A 16,740-nucleotide genomic window follows, 5' to 3' on the forward strand; every position below is an offset into this window, starting at 1 on the left:
CCTGGTACGTATTGTGGCGCAACATAACGCCACAATACGGGCTTATTTCAGCCCTAATTCAAATTTCAAATCTATTGATCGTGATGTGCCATTTAACGGTAAGCGGCGACTTTCGCAGAGACCTCATTCATCGCCCGCACCGCATCATGCTTATCCACTATCCCCAAAGGTATGCCGTAATCTGCGGTATAGCGATTTGGCGTGGAGTAATAAGGAATATCATTACCCCCCATAACAGTTGCTAGCAGTCCGTAACCTGCATTATATGAACTATCACTTTTATAATGGTGCAGGCCCATATTATGTCCCAGTTCATGCCGCATAACGTCCTCTCCACAATTTGTTGAACCTGTCGCCACCATATAATCTCCTCCTCCGCCCACCCATGCTAACCCACAGCCATCTTCAGTACCTTTATAATAGATACCATCGGCTTTTAACGTATCCCTCAACTGCTGCACAATAGTATCCTCGCGTAAATCATTAAGGGGATCACCCAACTCACGCCAATGCGGTTTCGCCTCAATTTTCTGTAAGTCCACCATACGATAGCGAAAGTTGGCCCCTGAGTTTTCCAGTGCCTCATTAGTCCTATTAAGATCCCTAATCAACTCACCTCGTATTACATCTTCACCAACCTTGTCTGCGGCTTTATCGCTATAAAGTAACAACAGATCAATAGTCAGAGTTTCGCGCTGCCAAAGCCCTTGCTCATCCACTTTAAATGCCACAGTCTCATTCTGAAAGACTTTATACTTAGTCTCATCTGCTGAGACTTCAATATCTCGTCCCGCATCACTGTTAATAATAATCCGACTGCCTGATACCTGATTTGTCGGCAACCATAATTCTAGCTTTTCATGATCGTTAGAGACATTAATGATCGTTCGTGGTGTATATAATTTGGGGATTTTCCCGCCAATAATATCTTGCGATTGGTAAATAGTATCCGGTGAGCTGATTAATTGCCACTTTCCTTTTTCAGCAATATAGAAAAAGTCATATTGTTCACCATTACGGAGTTTCATCACCCCCAGCTCATCAACGTGGGCAGTATCAATTATCGTTATGTTGTCAGTTGATGATTTCAACGTAATTTTATCGCGGTCCCCAGCTTGCTCAGGCAATTTTATTTGGGCCAGCCAATGACTATCAGTAATATCAATCACTGTAGTTTGTGTTGTTGGGTAAGGTATTTGTCCATAAGTGCTATCAGGTTCGACTCTTCTTGTTGGCACAGATTCAAACACCCAGGCATTGAATTTCTGCAGATACTTCAAAACATACTGATCTCCGGTTTTTATCGTGCTAGTACTGGCATATAACAAATGATCTGCAGCAATTTTTGAATCCTTTTCTGCTGTAGAGCGAATAATAATAATCGACTGATCCTCGGCCGTTGCCGGTAGATTAATTTCAGATACCCAGTTATGACTCTCCATCATGTAGTAAGTAATACCTTGGGGGTTATCAGGAATAGTATTACCGACACTCTCTGGTGTCAGAGAGTTAACTAGCTCCCCCCCGATATCCCATTGCTGTATATCTGTACGGTACTCAAGATAATATTTATTGCCAGTTTCAATTTTTATTTTCGTAAATGGCAGGTGCAGGTATGCATCAAAGGTGGCAAAAGATTTAATAATAACTCTACTACCTTCCTCAGGTTGCAATGGCAATATAATATCTTTGGTCCAGTTCCCATCTGAAAGCGTGAATTCCACCTCGCTATAACCTGAAGGCAGCACACCACTCCCTAATTCATCTGGCGTGGTGGATAATGGATTAGATACCGGCTGTACTTTTCGCCTTTGATTCACCTCCTTGCTAACTTCATCCACTTCATCCACTTCATCCACTTCATCCACTTCATCCACTTCATCACTATCATCTATATAGCTAATAAGTACTTCTGAATCAGGTACCTCATCACTCATATAAACCTGTTGTTGGATTGGTGAAGCATCAAGCACCCAGCCACTCTCATTACATTTAGACTGATATCTGAAAATATACTGTTCACCACGCTTAACTGTTTCTATCTCCCCACTTAATATATTGGTACCGGAAATTTTTGAATCACATTTTGCTGTTGAGCTGATAATAATCCTGGCCCCATCCTCTGCCATGGTTGGCAGAGTCACTTCATGTGCATGATTATAATCATCCATCGAATAGTAGGTAAGATAGCTAGGATTATCAGAAATAATATGACCATCACAGTTTGGCGTCAGAGAATCAATACCTGTTCCTTTTACATTCCATTGCTTAATATCTTTGCGGTACTCAAGAAAATATTCACTTCCGGTTTCAACTTTTATTTTCGCAAACGGCAGATGTAAGAATGCACCCCAGGTTGCTGAAGAACGAATGACAACTTTGCTTTTATCCACAGGATGCTTTGGTAATATAATGTCCTTAATCCAGTTACAATCTGAAAGTTCAAATGTGACTTGATCATAACCTGAAGGTAAATCCCCCCCCTTCATTTTATTCGGTGTGGTAGAAAGAAAACGACTATTCATTGTATTGTGTCCCTTAAAAAATATAAGTTAAGTCACTGCATTGGCAGTCACTACAACATTACACAGAGACGATTTATGAGCCATTTAAGCACGGGTTAATTATGAGAAAAGAAGGAATATTGAAGGTGGCAAAGAAGTAGCCTCAGTTTTATTATGCCTATTAATGGCAAATCTGAGGCCAGATAGCGCAGCTTATGATTGAATTAAATGCCCCCACTGCTCGACCCATAGCGCGGAAACCGCTTCCGGCTCTGGCTGCTCAATAGCATCAATCTCTAATCTTTCACCAATCCGTGTTGCACCCTGCTCTTGTAGCAACTCATCAAATGCACGCCCAGCGCCGCAGAAATTATCATAACTGCTGTCACCCAGAGCAATGACACCATAGCGTAGCTCAGGCTGGAACCCGACCTGATCGCGAACCGCCACAAAGAGCGAAGCAATGCTATCGGGAAAGTCGCCCTGCCCGGTGGTCGAGGTGACCACCAGAACATAATGTTGGCGATAGTATTGCCAGGCCTCTAAGGTACCCTCGTCGAACACTTTGACGTCGTGGCCCTGCTCTTTCAGTATATTCTCAGCCTCTTCTGCCACTAACAATGCGTTACCGTAGACTGTGCCAACAAAAATCCCGATTTGAGCCATAAAATAGATACCCTTTTCACTAGAAAAAATTATTCACTATCCTGACCGTCGGTTGCAGAAAACTCAACCCTTTCAAGATGAGGGGCAATGCCCGACCAACCAAAATGTGACATCAATCCTTGCCAGGATTCATCCCAGCGTGCAGTAAGCGAAAGTGCTTCACCTGTCACCGGATGATTCAGTTCCAAATGGCTCGCGTGCAACATAAGTCTTGAGCAATCAAAATGTTGTGCCACTCCACGATTCTGACGTAAGTCACCGTGAGCGCTATCACCAATGATTGGATGACGAATATGCGCCATGTGCCGCCGCAACTGATGCTTACGCCCTGTTTCCGGTTTCAGCTCCATTAAGCTAAAGCGCGCAGTGTCGTAGCGGCCAATGGCAACAGGAACTTCCACTTGCGCTAGTGGCTGATAATGAGTGACTGAAGGCTGCGGTGCCTTATCTGGGCGAGAAAATTTATCAGCAATCTTATCCAACTCTTCGGTCATTTCGTAATCAACCGCCCCCCCCTCCAGCACATATCCACGGACTACCGCATGATATGTTTTCTGGATTTGGTGCTGCTCAAACTGCAAAGAGAGCGCACGAGCAACATCACTGGATAGCGCCATCAACAATACCCCTGATGTCGGACGATCCAGACGGTGCACGGTATAGACATGTTGACCGATTTGGTCGCGTACCGTTTGCATCACAAATACGGTTTCATTACTGTCTAGCCAGCTGCGATGAACCAGCCAACCCGCCGGCTTATTCACTGCAACTATATGTTCATCTTGATAGATTATTTCCAGCATTAGTTACTTTCTTTATTTAGCAGGTCATCGAGACGCTGTAAGTGCACCAGCAGTGTGGTGCAATCGGGCCGACCATCACCATTCAGCGCCTCTTCAAAATAGGGCGTGATAGCAAAACGGGTGGGAAGTGGGCCATTTGATTCCAGCAATGCATACATCCGGGGAATAAGTACCCATTGCAACCACTGCTCAGCATCCATGGTATCAATGCTGAAAGGTTCATTGCTTTCGAAAGCTTCTGCTTGCGGCGGAACTGTTTGCCAGAGATCAATGGCTCGCATAGCTAGCTCAATATCCTGAAGGCTCTGACGCACTTGATTTTCTGTATTCATGATTCTACTCTCAACCAAAAATAGCCATTCACCGGGCTGGTTCAACGGCGGCAAAGCATACCACTGAAGCAGGCTATGCCCAAATTCACACCATAGGCAACAGATATAACTTAAGCAAAATGTGAATAAAAAAAGGGGTACTGTTTTACCAGTACCCCTCGATTCGTTTTATAGCTATCCAGCTAAAAGTGATGCTCCCTGCTCAGTCCTTGAAAACTTTTCCGTTCGGTTATCCTAACCAGCAATCCGTAGCATTGTCCTACACCATCCCGGTGCTGATCCTGAAGTTATCCTAACCCACCATCCATCCTGAATCGGCTCTCAATCTCCATCCTGGAGGTGTCCTATGTTTCATCCTGAAACGTCCCTTCACTCATCCTAAGCAGTCCCTGTGTTCTTCATCCTGAAGTGGTAGCATCCGCTACCTTCCTTCTCCGCCAGATCCTATCCGGCGAATAGAAGGATCGCTTAAACGACAAAGGGTGACAAGGTACTGTAAGGGTATTGATGCTGACACTTTTTCATATAAAAAAATGAACGTTTATAACAAAATGATTTTATTGAAGATAAATTTGGTACAAGAATTTTACATATGAGGAATAGAAGTGATGTCTCACAGGCCATGTGCGAGATCTCTCACACGCGCAGGCCTCTGAATACAGGATAACCACTTATTTATTCAGGCAATACGGGGCGTAATGCATCCAGAAAATGTATCAGCGTCGAAGCCAATAGTGTGCGTTTACCGCTGCCAAATTGCTCTAACACCACATTGCCACTGACATTACACAGTGAGGCCATGGTCATTTCTGACTCAGTGGTTGCCAAAAATAGCGTCGGAGAGAGCTTCAGCCTTTTTTGTGTTACCAGGTGACCAATCAGATTCTCCTGTAAGCGGATAAAATCATCTTCGCTCCACACTTGCAGCAAACTGAAACGGTGATCACCGAGATCAGCCATCATGTCACCGGCGTATTGGTAAGTATAAAACTCATGAATATCTGGGTGAAGCTGAATCTCCAGTGCCCGCTCAATATTGCTCAAATTGGCATCTGCAACACAAGGCCGAGGTAACCAAATCACCTGATTATCCTGCGTTTCCAGGATGCAGGGTGAGGGTACACCATAGAGTTCTTCACTGGCGGGGGGATGCCCGGTTTGCTGCTGCCATAAATCGATATAGCGTTGAGTAAAACTGTTCAGTGCCGTTGAAACGTTCTGGTCCATTCTTAATTCTCTGTATCGTGGCAGCTTGCACTGCAACATGGTGGGTATCGCACCCGCTTAGAAATGCAGTTAAACGCGGCATAAATTGATAAACTAGAACTATTGTACCGAACTCTCATCATGGAAACAGCATGTCTTCATATCAAGACCACAAGGCGCTGGCGGAACTAACGCTGGGCAAACCAACCGCCTATCGCGATCACTATGACGTGACCTTACTACAAGCCGTACCGCGCAGCATGAATCGCGAGCCTCTCGGCTTGTATCCGGATAGCCTGCCCTTCCATGGCGCTGATATCTGGACACTTTATGAGCTATCCTGGCTAAACAGCAACGGGCTACCGCAGGTTGCGGTAGGCGAAATAAGCCTGAATGCGAATAGCGTTAATCTGATTGAATCAAAAAGTTTCAAACTCTACCTCAACAGTTTTAACCAAACCGTTTTTGCTGACTGGGAAAGTGTTCAGGCGACTTTGCAACGTGATTTGGCCGCCTGTGCTGTGGGTGATGTCAGCGTCACGCTGTACCGACTCGATGAGATAACGGCTCAGCCGATTGCCAATTTTGCGGGAGAGTGTCTGGATCAGCAGGATATTCGCATTGATAGCTATGAATTCAGTACAGATTATCTGCAAGGTTCGGCAGGGGCGAATCGCGTAACAGAGAGCCTCGTCAGCCACCTGCTCAAATCCAACTGCCTGATCACCCACCAACCCGATTGGGGATCCGTGCAAATCAGCTACAGCGGCCCGCAAATTAACCGAGAAGCACTGCTGCGCTATCTGGTCTCTTTCCGCCATCATAATGAGTTTCATGAGCAGTGTGTCGAGCGCATCTTCAATGACATCATGCGTTTTTGTCAGCCGGAAACCTTGTCGGTCTATGCCCGCTATACCCGTCGTGGGGGATTGGATATTAATCCTTGGCGCTCCAACACCAATTTTGTACCGTCAACAGGTCGTCTGGCGCGGCAATAAATGCGCGCATGTGCGCAACATTTTAGCTCACTGCACGTTAATGTTGGCAAAATGCGGGGGACAACGTTAAGGTTAATTACAGTATCTTCCGGCTATTTTCAGCAGAAAAACACAAACTGAATACTGAAAGATCTCTCTGATATTCCTAGGCAAAATAGAAAGTAGCATTCTGATACACGGGCACTACCACCCTCAAGGGTGTAAAGGAGCAACTTTGATTACACATATCAGCCCACTCGGCTCAATGGATCTGTTATCACAGCTAGAAGTGGATATGCTCAAGCGTACAGCTAGCAGTGATCTGTACCGTTTATTCCGTAACTGCTCATTGGCCGTTCTCAACTCAGGTAGCCTGACTGATAACAGCAAAGAGCTTTTATCTCGCTATGAAACCTTTGATATCAACGTACTGCGCCGCGAGCGTGGTGTGAAGCTCGAATTGGTGAATCCGCCAGAACATGCCTTCGTGGATGGTAAAATCATCCGTTCTTTGCAGGCGAACCTCTTTGCCGTACTGCGCGACATCTTATTTGTGAATGGCCAAATTGTTAGTGCAGAACATGACCAGCACTTGAATATGGAAAGCTCCAGCCATTTGACCAACTTGGTTTTCTCTATTTTACGTAATGCCCGCGCCCTGCATATTGATGAAGAACCGAATATGGTTGTTTGTTGGGGGGGGCATTCGATCAATGAAAACGAGTATTTATACGCCCGCAAAGTCGGTAGCCAACTCGGCTTACGTGAGTTGAACATCTGTACTGGCTGTGGGCCGGGTGCGATGGAAGCCCCCATGAAAGGTGCAGCTGTCGGTCATGCCCAACAGCGCTACAGAAATAGTCGTTTTATCGGTATGACCGAGCCTTCAATCATTGCAGCCGAGCCGCCAAACCCGCTGGTCAATGAACTGGTTATCATGCCAGACATTGAAAAACGGCTAGAAGCCTTCGTCCGTATCGCGCACGGGATCATTATTTTCCCAGGCGGCGTGGGAACCGCCGAAGAGCTACTCTATCTGTTAGGTATTCTGATGAATCCAGAGAACAGTGAACAGGTATTGCCACTGATTTTGACTGGGCCGAAAGAGAGTGCCGATTACTTCCGCGTTGTGGATGAGTTCATCATGAATACACTGGGTGATGAAGCGCGTAAGTACTATCAAATTATTATTGGTGATCCGGATGAAGTTGCTCGCCAGATGAAAAAAGCGATGCCATTAGTGAAAGAGAATCGCCGCAATACGGGTGATGCTTATAGCTTTAACTGGTCAATCCGCATCGAGCCTGATCTGCAGCACCCATTTGAGCCAACCCATGAAAACATGGCGGATTTGAACTTGTCCCATAATCAACCCCCTGAGAAACTGGCCGCAGCGCTACGCCGTGCCTTCTCTGGAATTGTGGCGGGTAATGTGAAAGAGGTGGGAATTCAGGCGATTGAAGCTAACGGGCCATTCAAATTACACGGTGACCCGCAATTGATGAAGCAAATGGATAGCCTATTACAGGGCTTTATCGCTCAACAACGAATGAAATTACCGGGCAGTGATTATACACCTTGCTACGAAATCTGTAGCTAAAAGAGAGGCACAATCACCGGGCAGCATTGAGATCCAGCGCTGCCCGACTCCACTGGCTTAATTCTCATATAAAACAGGCTATGCAAATCCACCTTCTTATCGTTGATGCCCTTAATTTAATTCGCCGCATTCACGCGGTGCAGGGTTCGCCTTGCATTAAGGCTTGCCAACATGCGCTGCAACAGTTGATTCAGCACAGCCAACCCACACATGCCGTGGCGGTTTTTGATGAAGATGACCGCTCAGACAGTTGGCGTCATCAGTGTCTGCCGGATTACAAAGCGGGCCGCTCCCCGATGCCCGATAACTTACAGCAGGAAATGCCCCTTATCCGTGAGGCGTTCAATTCGCTAGGAGTCGCTTGCTGGCACTCGCCGGGCAATGAAGCCGATGATCTGGCCGCAACGCTGGCAACTAAAATTGGCGGCACAGGCCATCAAGTGACGATTGTTTCGACCGACAAAGGTTACTGCCAGCTATTGGCACCAAATGTGCAGATTCGTGATTACTTTCAAAAGCGCTGGTTGGATATGGCGTTTGTGAAACAGGAGTTTGGCGTATTGCCGCACCAACTGCCTGATTATTGGGGGCTTGCTGGGATCAGCAGCAGTAAAATCCCCGGCGTCGCGGGTATTGGGGCAAAAACCGCCACACTGTTGCTACAGCAAGCCAACACGCTGGAAGCACTCTATCAGGGGCTGGAGTCAGTACCGGAGAAATGGCGTAAAAAGTTGCAACTGCATCAAGATATGGCGTTTATTTGCAAAAAAATCGCCACATTGAAAACTGATTTACCATTGAGTGGCAACTTACAGCAGCTTCGTTTATAGAAAGATTAAGGGGCCAAAAGGCCCCTTAATCTGCTGACAAACCCCGATGACGCGATCTGGAACGGAGAGGACGGGTAGAAGAGTAAAGCGTCCGCGCCATGGATGGCGCGGTTCGAGCCTCCAGGGAGGCTTTTTTTTTCAAAGGACAGACGGCGTCTTTACGATCTAGCTGTTTTCTCCGCAACCGGCACTTTGTCAATAACCTCAGGGGCCCAAAGGCCCCTTAAACATAACGTTATAGCGCTATATCACTCATCTTTACTCGCGTTCATCACGGCGACCTGGAGCACCAGACCAGATACGACGCACATGCACCGTCACTTCTTCACGGTCATGGTAGAGCTGTTTGGCTTGAATATGGGCATTGATACCATTTTCTTTCAGCTGCTCATCCATCATTTCCAGATTCTCTGAAACCACTTCGAAACGCTTTTTCATTGGCAATTTCAGGTTGAAAATCGCCTCACGGCACCAACCATTAACCAGCCACTTGATGATAAGTTCGGTTACCTTGGCCGGTTTCTCTACCATATCGCACACTAACCAGTAGATATTGCTGCGCGTCGGCTCATATTTAAAACCATCAACACGGTGATGCGTCACCTGCCCAGTATCCATCAGGCTCTGCGCCATAGAACCATTATCAATGGCCTGAATCATCATGCTGCGTTGCACTAACTGATAAGTCCAACCACCGGGACATGCACCTAAATCAACAGCATGCATACCACTGGCTAAGCGCTCTTCCCATTCGTCCGCAGGGATGAACATATGGAAAGCTTCTTCCAATTTTAATGTTGAGCGGCTTGGTGCATCGGATGGGAATTTAAGACGCGGGATACCCATATAGAATGGGGAGTTATTATTGCTATAGGAGTAGCCGACATAACAACAACCTGACGCGATAAAGAACACATGCACCACTGGGCGGTGAGCATTTTCACGGGCGGACAATATTTTTTGTTCACGCATAGCGCTACGTAAAGGGACTGTCAGCTTACGACAAAACTTCAGTAGCTCTTTGCTTTCATTAGTATCTGGGACTTCAACCCGTAGCTCACCCGCTTTTTCGATAACGCCGGTCAACATGCCCACAATCGGTGACACACGATCTTCCGGTGGTAGGTCTTTCAACAACTCACCCACCACCATCATTTGACGGGCAAAAATCAGCTCACGGAATGGCACTTCACGGATCAAGCGATCAGCATCTTCCAACTGATAGCACTCAAACAGCACATAACCGCTGTTATCTTTGACTCGCGCGAAACCAAAAATTTCGAGCTGTGCCGCTTTCGCGGTAATTTCTGCCGCACACTCTTTTTCAAAGCCGGAGCGGCAATATAAAGCAATTTTATTATTCATGGCGTTCTGCCCTTTTTCTTAGACGCAGCGCGCCAATCAACATCAAAATCCATCCCGCCAGAAAACATACTCCGCCGACTGGCGTGATATATACCCACAGTTTCAGGTGCGATAGAGCCAGGCAGTATAAACTGCCACTAAAGAGTAGCGTTCCGAGCGCTAACAAGGCTCCACTCCAGTAAAACCAAATACTTATCTGCCGTTGCATCGCAACAGCCAATGCCAGGATCGCCAACGTATGGAATCCTTGGTACTCCAGCCCAGTGCGGATCCAGGCCATCTCATTCGGTCCCATTGTGGTGCTCAATACGTGGGCACCAAAGGCACCGAAAGCCACATAGAAAAAACCGCTCAGCGCGGCAAATATCAGCATTAAACGACTGTTCATCGCCATTAACCTTGAATTAGATAGAGTGATACCCTTGGTAGTTGGCGCTGCAAGCGCGTGAACAGCAACACCAATGACTTTAGGTATGTCGTTATATCAGGCAATAATCTATTTTATCGTAGCCAGCTACCATCGTGAATGGGTTGTCATGACTGCGCAGATACTAGATCGCTTAACACCACGATCAATCATTTGTCATAGCGAAAGCGCAATTTCTCCTGCTCACTGGCAGCTCTTGCCAGTATCCACTGACGAAAGGCGGCTATTTTACCCAGTTCTGCCTGACTGTCATGACAAACCAGATAAAAAGCATTTTTACTCACCAATACATCATTAAATGGGCACACCAATCGCCCGGCTTCAATCTCAGACTGCGCCATCACGTTATTCACCAACGCAATACCTTGCCCATGAACGGCAGCCTGAACCACCATGGCGCTATGGCTGAATATTGGCCCTTGTTGCACATTAATCTGCGGCACACCCAGTTGACGGGTATACGCCATCCAGTCTCGGCGGGAAGTATCATGCAACAGCGTGTGATAAGCCAGATCTGCCGGTACTTTTAATCCATGCTCTCCCATTAATAAGCTGGGAGCACAGACGGGGAGTAAGAATTCAGCATACAGACGTTCAGTTCGCAAGCCGGTCCAATTGCCCCGACCATAAAATATCGCGACATCGACGTCATCAGCGAGTTTATCCTCTTCTCGATCCACCGCCTGGATCCTGACATCAATGCCCGGATAAGCAGCATTAAATCCAGAAAGACGTGGGACCAGCCATTGGATAGCAAAACTTGGGGGCAGACTGACCGTCAATGCACCTTTCGCACTGCGGGCCTGTAATTTGCGGGTGGCTTCATTGATGGAGGTAAAAATCTCTTTGATATCGAGGTAATAGCTCTGCCCCTCTTCGGTCAGCAACAAAGAGCGGTTACGACGGCGGAACAGTTTTAGTCCGAGAAAATCCTCCAGGGACTTTATCTGGTGGCTAACCGCAGCTTGAGTGACAAATAACTCGTCAGCTGCTTTAGTAAAACTCAGGTGGCGTGCGGCCGCATCGAAAACCCGCAAAGCGTTCAAGGGTGGTAGTCGTTTTGACATGAGTTGGATACTTTTTTATAACGGCTCATCCTCAGATGAAACCCTTTGTTTACTTATTAGTTTTTATAATCCGAGGCATTATAAATTGTCCGTTGATGATGTGCCAGCAAATACCTATAGTGGCGGCACTTCCCAAGCCGGAACGAAAAGTAGGTTTAGTATCCAGGTACTGAAATGCTTTTGGCTTTGTGGTTGTGATGTTGTGTTTGCAAATGGTCTGGTATGCCAGACATAGTAGCTAAGCTACTGTTTTTTTTTCACTTCCTGTACATTTACCCTGTCTGTCCATAGTGATTTTATGCAGCACCGCCATTTTCGCGGTGCTTTTTTTTACCCAAATTTTAGAGCTTACTTAGTTTTTAGAGCTTAAATGTAAGCGCCACTTGGTATTGCACATCAGTCAGAGCTTACATTTAAGTTGTTACCACAGTTTTTTAGATATCATTTCAACAACGATTTAGCATAAAGCTAATTACCCTCAGCCATCTCTTTGACTTCTGAACGATTAATTTGCAGCTCGGTGCCATTAGCATCGGTGTAACTTATCATTCCTGTCTCATCATCTACTTTAGGTTTACCATCAGCAACGATAGTGCGACCATCATTAGTATGCATAACATAGTTGCTTGAACAGGCTGCTAGAGTAAAAGTGAGCATAAGTGCAGAAATTGCGGCAGTTGTCTTTTTCATGGGTGACTCCTTGCAGATTAAAATGCTGAAAAACTCGATTCCATTACCAGACAAATGGTTGTGTCCGTTACTATTCAGCATAACCCGCTTATGACATATTTCCAGCCATCAGGGCCATTAGTGGGCAGTTTATGAGCAAAATGCGCCAGAATGAGACAGTTCCGAAGTGAACCCAAGGATACAAAAAACGGTATGAAGGCTTTTAATCCAACGAATTTTCGTCAGGAATTTCCGGCAATTAGCGATGAGATTATCTATCTGGACAGCGCGGCAACTGCCCTGAAGCCCCGCGCCATGATTGAGGCAACCCAGCTGTTTTATCAGCAGGATTGTGCGACAGTACATCGCAGTCAGCATCAATCGGCATTATCATTAACGGTCCGCTTTGAAGAGACTCGCCAACAGGTGGCTGATTTTATCAATGCCCCAACAGCAGAAAATATCGTTTGGACCCGTGGCACGACCGAAGCGATTAACCTCGTGGCGCAAAGTTATGCTCGCCCCCGCCTGCAAGCTGGAGATGAAATTATTGTCAGCGAAGCAGAACATCATGCAAACCTAATCCCCTGGCTTATGGTTGCTGAACAGACGGGTGCCAGAATCATTAAGTTACCTATCGGTCTTGACCATCTACCTGATTTACCACAACTTCCACAGTTACTAAATGGTAAAACGCGCATCTTAGCGCTGGGACAGATGTCTAATGTCACTGGCGGTACTCCTGAATTGGCGAATGCAATAGCACTCGCTCATCAATATGACTGTGTTGTTGTGGTGGATGGGGCGCAAGGTATTGTTCACAGCCCGGCTGATGTTCAAGCATTGGATATTGATTTTTATGCTTTTTCCGCTCATAAACTCTACGGTCCGACCGGTATTGGGGTGCTGTACGGCAAATCAGAATTACTGGAAGAGATGCCCGCCTGGCAAGGTGGCGGAAAAATGCTCACTCATGCTTCATTCGGTGGTTTCACCCCCCACGAGGTGCCCTACCGCTTTGAGGCCGGCACGCCAAATATTGCCGGTGTGATTGGCTTATCGGCGGTGCTCAGTTGGCTTGAATATATAGATCTGGAAGAGGCCGAGGCATATAGCCAAAGTTTAGCCACGATGGCTGAGAATAAGTTGGCTGAATTACCGGGCTTTCGCAGCTTCCGTTGCCAACAATCGAGTCTGTTAGCCTTCACTTTCATTGGTATTCATCATAGCGATTTAGTGACATTGCTGGCGGAACAAGGTATTGCGTTACGCGCAGGGCAACACTGCGCACAGCCACTTATGACAGCACTGGGGATAAATGGCAGCCTGCGGGCATCATTCGCGCCATACAATACCGCTGACGATGTTGAAATGCTTTGCGCCGCGATCGCTAAAGCGCTGGATCTGTTGCAAGATTAAGCACCAACAGATGATAATCCCGATAAATATCAACATGCAATAAAACGAGAAAATGATGATTGCACCACACCCTTTTGGTCACGATATTACTGTAGCTCAGCTTATCGAGACATTCAGTGCCCATAAACAGTGGGAAGATCGTTATCGCCAGTTAATTTTGCTGGCTAAGCAACTCCCGCCATTACCAGAATCATTGAAGCAAAATGAACTGGAACTGACTGGCTGTGAAAACCGAGTGTGGTTGGGGCATCAGCATCTGCCGGATGGGCGCTTACATTTCTACGGCGACAGTGAAGGGCGTATTGTTCGTGGGTTATTGGCGGTGATTTTAACCGCCGTAGAAGGTAAAACACCGCAACAGGTCCTGGCAGAAGACCCCTTGGCTCTGTTTGATCAACTCGGTTTACGCCAGCAATTGAGCAGCTCACGCGCCAGTGGTTTGCAAGCACTGGCGCAGGGAGTGCGGGCGATCGCGGCCCAATATATCTCGCGATAAACGGCTGAGAATAATTACGCCTGACGTGCCGCTTTCGCCATCATTTTTTTCAATGCATGGGACACCGCAACAAAACCAAAGGTCGCGGTGACCATGGTTGCCGAACCGAAGCCTGAAGTGCAATCCATTCTCTTTGGCCCCTCAGCGGTAGTGCGGGATGCACAGACCGAACCATCGGCCTGCGGGTAAACTAATGGTTCACTGGAGAAAACACAGTCGATCCCCAGCTTACCTTTGCTATTTTTCACCACGTTAAAATCATGTTTCAGTCTCTCACGTAGCTTTGCCGCCAGTGGATCCTGAATGGTTTTCGCCAGATCCACCACTTCAATGCGCGTTGGATCGATTTGCCCGCCCGCACCACCGGTGGTCACTACCGGGATTTTATAGCGGCGACAGTAGGAGAGCAGTGCTGCTTTTGGGCGAACACTATCTATCGCATCAATGATATAGCTAAAATTATTATTTAAAAGCTCCGCAACATTATCTGCGGTAATGAAATCATCAATACAAGTCACTCGGCATTCAGGATTGATAGCCAGAATACGTTCCGCCATCACTTCGGTTTTAGCCTGCCCGACATTGTGTCGCAGTGCATGGATCTGGCGATTAGTATTGGTGACGCAAACATCATCCATATCAATCAGCGTGATTGCGCCAATGCCAGTACGTGCCAATGCTTCCGCAGCCCAAGATCCCACGCCGCCAATGCCGATAACACAAACATGCGCCTGTGAAAAAAGTGTCAGCGCCTGCTGCCCATAAAGGCGCGCAATACCACCAAAACGCTGTTGGTAAGCTTCGGAAAAGGCTGTGCTCATAGAGTTGTTACCTTAATAACTTAGAAATAATAAGTGGCTTTAATAAAATTGATGAAGCAAATGCAAAAGCGGCCAGTTGGCCGCCTGATAAATAGTGACTCTATTACATCAAACCATCTGCTTACTGACTTTGATTGCTCACCAATAACGATGAACCATTGCCAGCGGGTGCAGTTTTAGCGCCACCTTGATAGGCAGTAAACAGTGGCCCGTTACTTTGGGCATTTTTCAGCACCCAAACACGGCCATAATGGTTGTAGAAACCGGCCGTTTGCCCTGCTTCATGACCAATTCCCTGATAGATATCAAAGTGTTGACCCTTAATCGCCCCACCTACATCCAGTGCTACCATTAGGCGCATCTGATATTGGCCGGTGAATTTCCCCTGCTTATCCAGCAAGGGGACTTCAGCCAGCAGTGTAGTACCCGCCGGGATCAGCGAGCGGTCAGAAGCAACTGAGGCTTTGGCTATCAAAGGAACTGCACTGGCCCCTTTGACCGGTGCATACATTTCTGGTTTAAAGAAGACAAAGGAGGGATTTTGCTCTAATAATTCTCTAACTTCAGCTTCGCTGTGAGTTTCAGCCCAGTGACGGATAGCCTGCATCGACATATCGGCTTTTGCAACTTCTCCGCGATCAATCAGTACCTTACCGATACTGCGATAAGCATGACCATTTTTACCCGCATAGCCGAAGAAGGTCAGCGGTCGCCCATCGCCATAATCGACATAACCGCTACCCTGTACTTCCATCATAAAGTTATCCACCAATGAATTGGTGTACGCGATAACTAAATCACGGCTATCTAATGCGCCGGCATATATTGAAGCGCGATCAGGTAAGCGCCCCTTTTTCTTAGCAGGCATACGATAAAGTGGGTAACGGAATTCGCCTTGTGGGGTATAGCGCGCCTGCAGTACTGGGGTGTAATAACCGGTAAATTGCACATTACCGAAATTATCCACGCCCTCCATCTGGTAAGCATTCAGACCAAATAGAGTTAACTTGCTGGTGTCAGCACCCGCCAACATCCAGTTTTCTACCGCATTAAATGTACTACTATTGCGGCCATACAGACCTGGTGAGGATTGGTTAATCACTTTCACCTGATCAGAATAATCTTTTGCGTTGACTGGCTTACCTGTCGCATTTGGTTCATTCACCAGCTCCAGTGGCTGCTCCAGATGCCCATCCTTATATTGCTGTCCACGATCGGTTGGCCGTGATTGGCAGCCAGCCAGAACAGCAATCATTATTCCACTCAATAGGTATTTGCCCCAACGACTTGTCATTTCACGCCTTCTCTTACTTATTTTATCTACCGGCGAACGATAACAAACGCCTATGGATAAAGGAATCAGCAGGTAGAAAAAAATCCCCTGATGCCACTATGAGGAAAAAGGAAACAGATAGTTGATAAATTAATCGAAAAAACCTATTTACTTAAATTAAGTAGCAAAACTACTTGCAACAGATCTCATCCAGAGTATAGTGCGCTCAATCGGACGCGGGGTGGAGCAGCCTGGTAGCTCGTCGGGCTCATAACCCGAAGGTCG

General features: G+C 46.8%; 16 protein-coding genes. 5 read left to right on the top strand and 11 right to left on the bottom strand.

Annotated elements, in window-relative coordinates; translation table 11 throughout:
- Positions 1–92 precede the first annotated feature (92 nt).
- From AACW11_RS09715 to syd, 5 genes are all read right to left on the bottom strand, one after another.
- Entirely contained in the window at positions 93–2,525 is a 2,433-nt protein-coding gene (locus tag AACW11_RS09715) for a reprolysin-like metallopeptidase (RefSeq protein ID WP_212586624.1), read from the bottom strand.
- A gap of 192 nt (positions 2,526–2,717) precedes the next feature.
- The gene (locus AACW11_RS09720) at positions 2,718–3,170 is read right to left on the bottom strand and encodes a flavodoxin (RefSeq protein WP_212586625.1); all 453 of its coding nucleotides are present in this window, start codon (positions 3,168–3,170) and stop codon (positions 2,718–2,720) included.
- Positions 3,171–3,199: 29 nt separating this feature from the next.
- Complete coding sequence (truC, locus tag AACW11_RS09725) at positions 3,200–3,973, bottom strand: tRNA pseudouridine(65) synthase TruC (RefSeq protein ID WP_212586626.1); 774 nt, start codon at positions 3,971–3,973, stop codon at positions 3,200–3,202.
- The gene (locus AACW11_RS09730; protein WP_212586627.1) at positions 3,973–4,305 is read right to left on the bottom strand and encodes a YqcC family protein; all 333 of its coding nucleotides are present in this window, start codon (positions 4,303–4,305) and stop codon (positions 3,973–3,975) included. The genes truC and AACW11_RS09730 overlap by 1 nt, the downstream gene beginning before the upstream one ends.
- Positions 4,306–4,980: 675 nt before the next feature.
- Positions 4,981–5,532: a SecY-interacting protein gene (gene syd / locus AACW11_RS09735; protein ID WP_212586628.1), complete on the bottom strand. Its 552-nt coding sequence runs from the start codon at positions 5,530–5,532 to the stop codon at positions 4,981–4,983.
- Between the two features lie 131 nt (positions 5,533–5,663).
- On the opposite strand from syd, the gene queF reads away from it, so the two are divergent.
- From queF to xni, 3 genes are all read left to right on the top strand, one after another.
- Positions 5,664–6,509: an NADPH-dependent 7-cyano-7-deazaguanine reductase QueF gene (gene queF, locus AACW11_RS09740; protein ID WP_212586629.1), complete on the top strand. Its 846-nt coding sequence runs from the start codon at positions 5,664–5,666 to the stop codon at positions 6,507–6,509.
- A gap of 214 nt (positions 6,510–6,723) precedes the next feature.
- Complete coding sequence (ppnN, locus tag AACW11_RS09745; RefSeq protein ID WP_212586630.1) at positions 6,724–8,088, top strand: nucleotide 5'-monophosphate nucleosidase PpnN; 1,365 nt, start codon at positions 6,724–6,726, stop codon at positions 8,086–8,088.
- A gap of 80 nt (positions 8,089–8,168) precedes the next feature.
- Positions 8,169–8,918: a flap endonuclease Xni gene (xni, locus tag AACW11_RS09750; RefSeq protein ID WP_212586631.1), complete on the top strand. Its 750-nt coding sequence runs from the start codon at positions 8,169–8,171 to the stop codon at positions 8,916–8,918.
- A 258-nt stretch (positions 8,919–9,176) separates the two neighbouring features.
- Here xni and rlmM read toward each other — a convergent pair whose 3' ends face one another.
- The 4 genes from rlmM to AACW11_RS09770 form a co-directional block, all read right to left on the bottom strand.
- The gene (gene rlmM, locus AACW11_RS09755; protein WP_212586632.1) at positions 9,177–10,283 is read right to left on the bottom strand and encodes a 23S rRNA (cytidine(2498)-2'-O)-methyltransferase RlmM; all 1,107 of its coding nucleotides are present in this window, start codon (positions 10,281–10,283) and stop codon (positions 9,177–9,179) included.
- Positions 10,276–10,671, bottom strand: a complete 396-nt coding sequence (locus AACW11_RS09760) for a DUF423 domain-containing protein (RefSeq protein ID WP_212586633.1) — start codon at positions 10,669–10,671, stop codon at positions 10,276–10,278. Before AACW11_RS09760 ends, rlmM begins: the two co-directional genes overlap by 8 nt.
- A gap of 188 nt (positions 10,672–10,859) precedes the next feature.
- Positions 10,860–11,777: a transcriptional regulator GcvA gene (locus AACW11_RS09765; RefSeq protein ID WP_048617264.1), complete on the bottom strand. Its 918-nt coding sequence runs from the start codon at positions 11,775–11,777 to the stop codon at positions 10,860–10,862.
- Positions 11,778–12,245: 468 nt separating this feature from the next.
- A complete protein-coding gene (locus AACW11_RS09770; protein ID WP_212586634.1) occupies positions 12,246–12,467 on the bottom strand; it encodes a YgdI/YgdR family lipoprotein in 222 nt (73 codons plus the stop codon).
- Between the two features lie 192 nt (positions 12,468–12,659).
- Between AACW11_RS09770 and csdA the strand changes: the two genes are divergently transcribed.
- Positions 12,660–13,865 (top strand): cysteine desulfurase CsdA, encoded by a 1,206-nt coding sequence (gene csdA, locus AACW11_RS09775; RefSeq protein WP_212586635.1) that lies wholly within the window; start codon positions 12,660–12,662, stop codon positions 13,863–13,865.
- A 52-nt stretch (positions 13,866–13,917) separates the two neighbouring features.
- Complete coding sequence (gene csdE, locus AACW11_RS09780) at positions 13,918–14,361, top strand: cysteine desulfurase sulfur acceptor subunit CsdE (RefSeq protein WP_212586636.1); 444 nt, start codon at positions 13,918–13,920, stop codon at positions 14,359–14,361.
- A 14-nt stretch (positions 14,362–14,375) separates the two neighbouring features.
- Here the strand turns inward: csdE and tcdA are convergent, their stop codons facing one another.
- Together tcdA and mltA are read right to left on the bottom strand one after the other, a co-directional pair.
- Positions 14,376–15,182: a tRNA cyclic N6-threonylcarbamoyladenosine(37) synthase TcdA gene (gene tcdA / locus AACW11_RS09785; protein WP_212586637.1), complete on the bottom strand. Its 807-nt coding sequence runs from the start codon at positions 15,180–15,182 to the stop codon at positions 14,376–14,378.
- Between the two features lie 121 nt (positions 15,183–15,303).
- A complete protein-coding gene (gene mltA / locus AACW11_RS09790; protein WP_212586638.1) occupies positions 15,304–16,476 on the bottom strand; it encodes a murein transglycosylase A in 1,173 nt (390 codons plus the stop codon).
- Between the last annotated feature and the right edge of the window lie 264 nt (positions 16,477–16,740).

Source organism: Yersinia sp. Marseille-Q3913, from assembly GCF_963892745.1.
GTDB lineage: Bacteria > Pseudomonadota > Gammaproteobacteria > Enterobacterales > Enterobacteriaceae > Yersinia > Yersinia bercovieri.

Excerpts from the sequence above, each read along its gene's own strand:
- AACW11_RS09715 (WP_212586624.1), bottom strand. The coding sequence starts at position 2,525 with ATGAATAGTCGTTTTCTTTCTACCACACCGAATAAAATGAAGGGGGGG.
- AACW11_RS09720 (WP_212586625.1), bottom strand. The coding sequence starts at position 3,170 with ATGGCTCAAATCGGGATTTTTGTTGGCACAGTCTACGGTAACGCATTG.
- truC (WP_212586626.1), bottom strand. The coding sequence starts at position 3,973 with ATGCTGGAAATAATCTATCAAGATGAACATATAGTTGCAGTGAATAAG.
- AACW11_RS09730 (WP_212586627.1), bottom strand. The coding sequence starts at position 4,305 with ATGAATACAGAAAATCAAGTGCGTCAGAGCCTTCAGGATATTGAGCTA.
- syd (WP_212586628.1), bottom strand. The coding sequence starts at position 5,532 with ATGGACCAGAACGTTTCAACGGCACTGAACAGTTTTACTCAACGCTAT.
- queF (WP_212586629.1), top strand. The coding sequence starts at position 5,664 with ATGTCTTCATATCAAGACCACAAGGCGCTGGCGGAACTAACGCTGGGC.
- xni (WP_212586631.1), top strand. The coding sequence starts at position 8,169 with ATGCAAATCCACCTTCTTATCGTTGATGCCCTTAATTTAATTCGCCGC.
- rlmM (WP_212586632.1), bottom strand. The coding sequence starts at position 10,283 with ATGAATAATAAAATTGCTTTATATTGCCGCTCCGGCTTTGAAAAAGAG.
- AACW11_RS09760 (WP_212586633.1), bottom strand. The coding sequence starts at position 10,671 with ATGAACAGTCGTTTAATGCTGATATTTGCCGCGCTGAGCGGTTTTTTC.
- AACW11_RS09765 (WP_048617264.1), bottom strand. The coding sequence starts at position 11,777 with ATGTCAAAACGACTACCACCCTTGAACGCTTTGCGGGTTTTCGATGCG.
- AACW11_RS09770 (WP_212586634.1), bottom strand. The coding sequence starts at position 12,467 with ATGAAAAAGACAACTGCCGCAATTTCTGCACTTATGCTCACTTTTACT.
- csdA (WP_212586635.1), top strand. The coding sequence starts at position 12,660 with ATGAAGGCTTTTAATCCAACGAATTTTCGTCAGGAATTTCCGGCAATT.
- csdE (WP_212586636.1), top strand. The coding sequence starts at position 13,918 with ATGATGATTGCACCACACCCTTTTGGTCACGATATTACTGTAGCTCAG.
- tcdA (WP_212586637.1), bottom strand. The coding sequence starts at position 15,182 with ATGAGCACAGCCTTTTCCGAAGCTTACCAACAGCGTTTTGGTGGTATT.
- mltA (WP_212586638.1), bottom strand. The coding sequence starts at position 16,476 with ATGACAAGTCGTTGGGGCAAATACCTATTGAGTGGAATAATGATTGCT.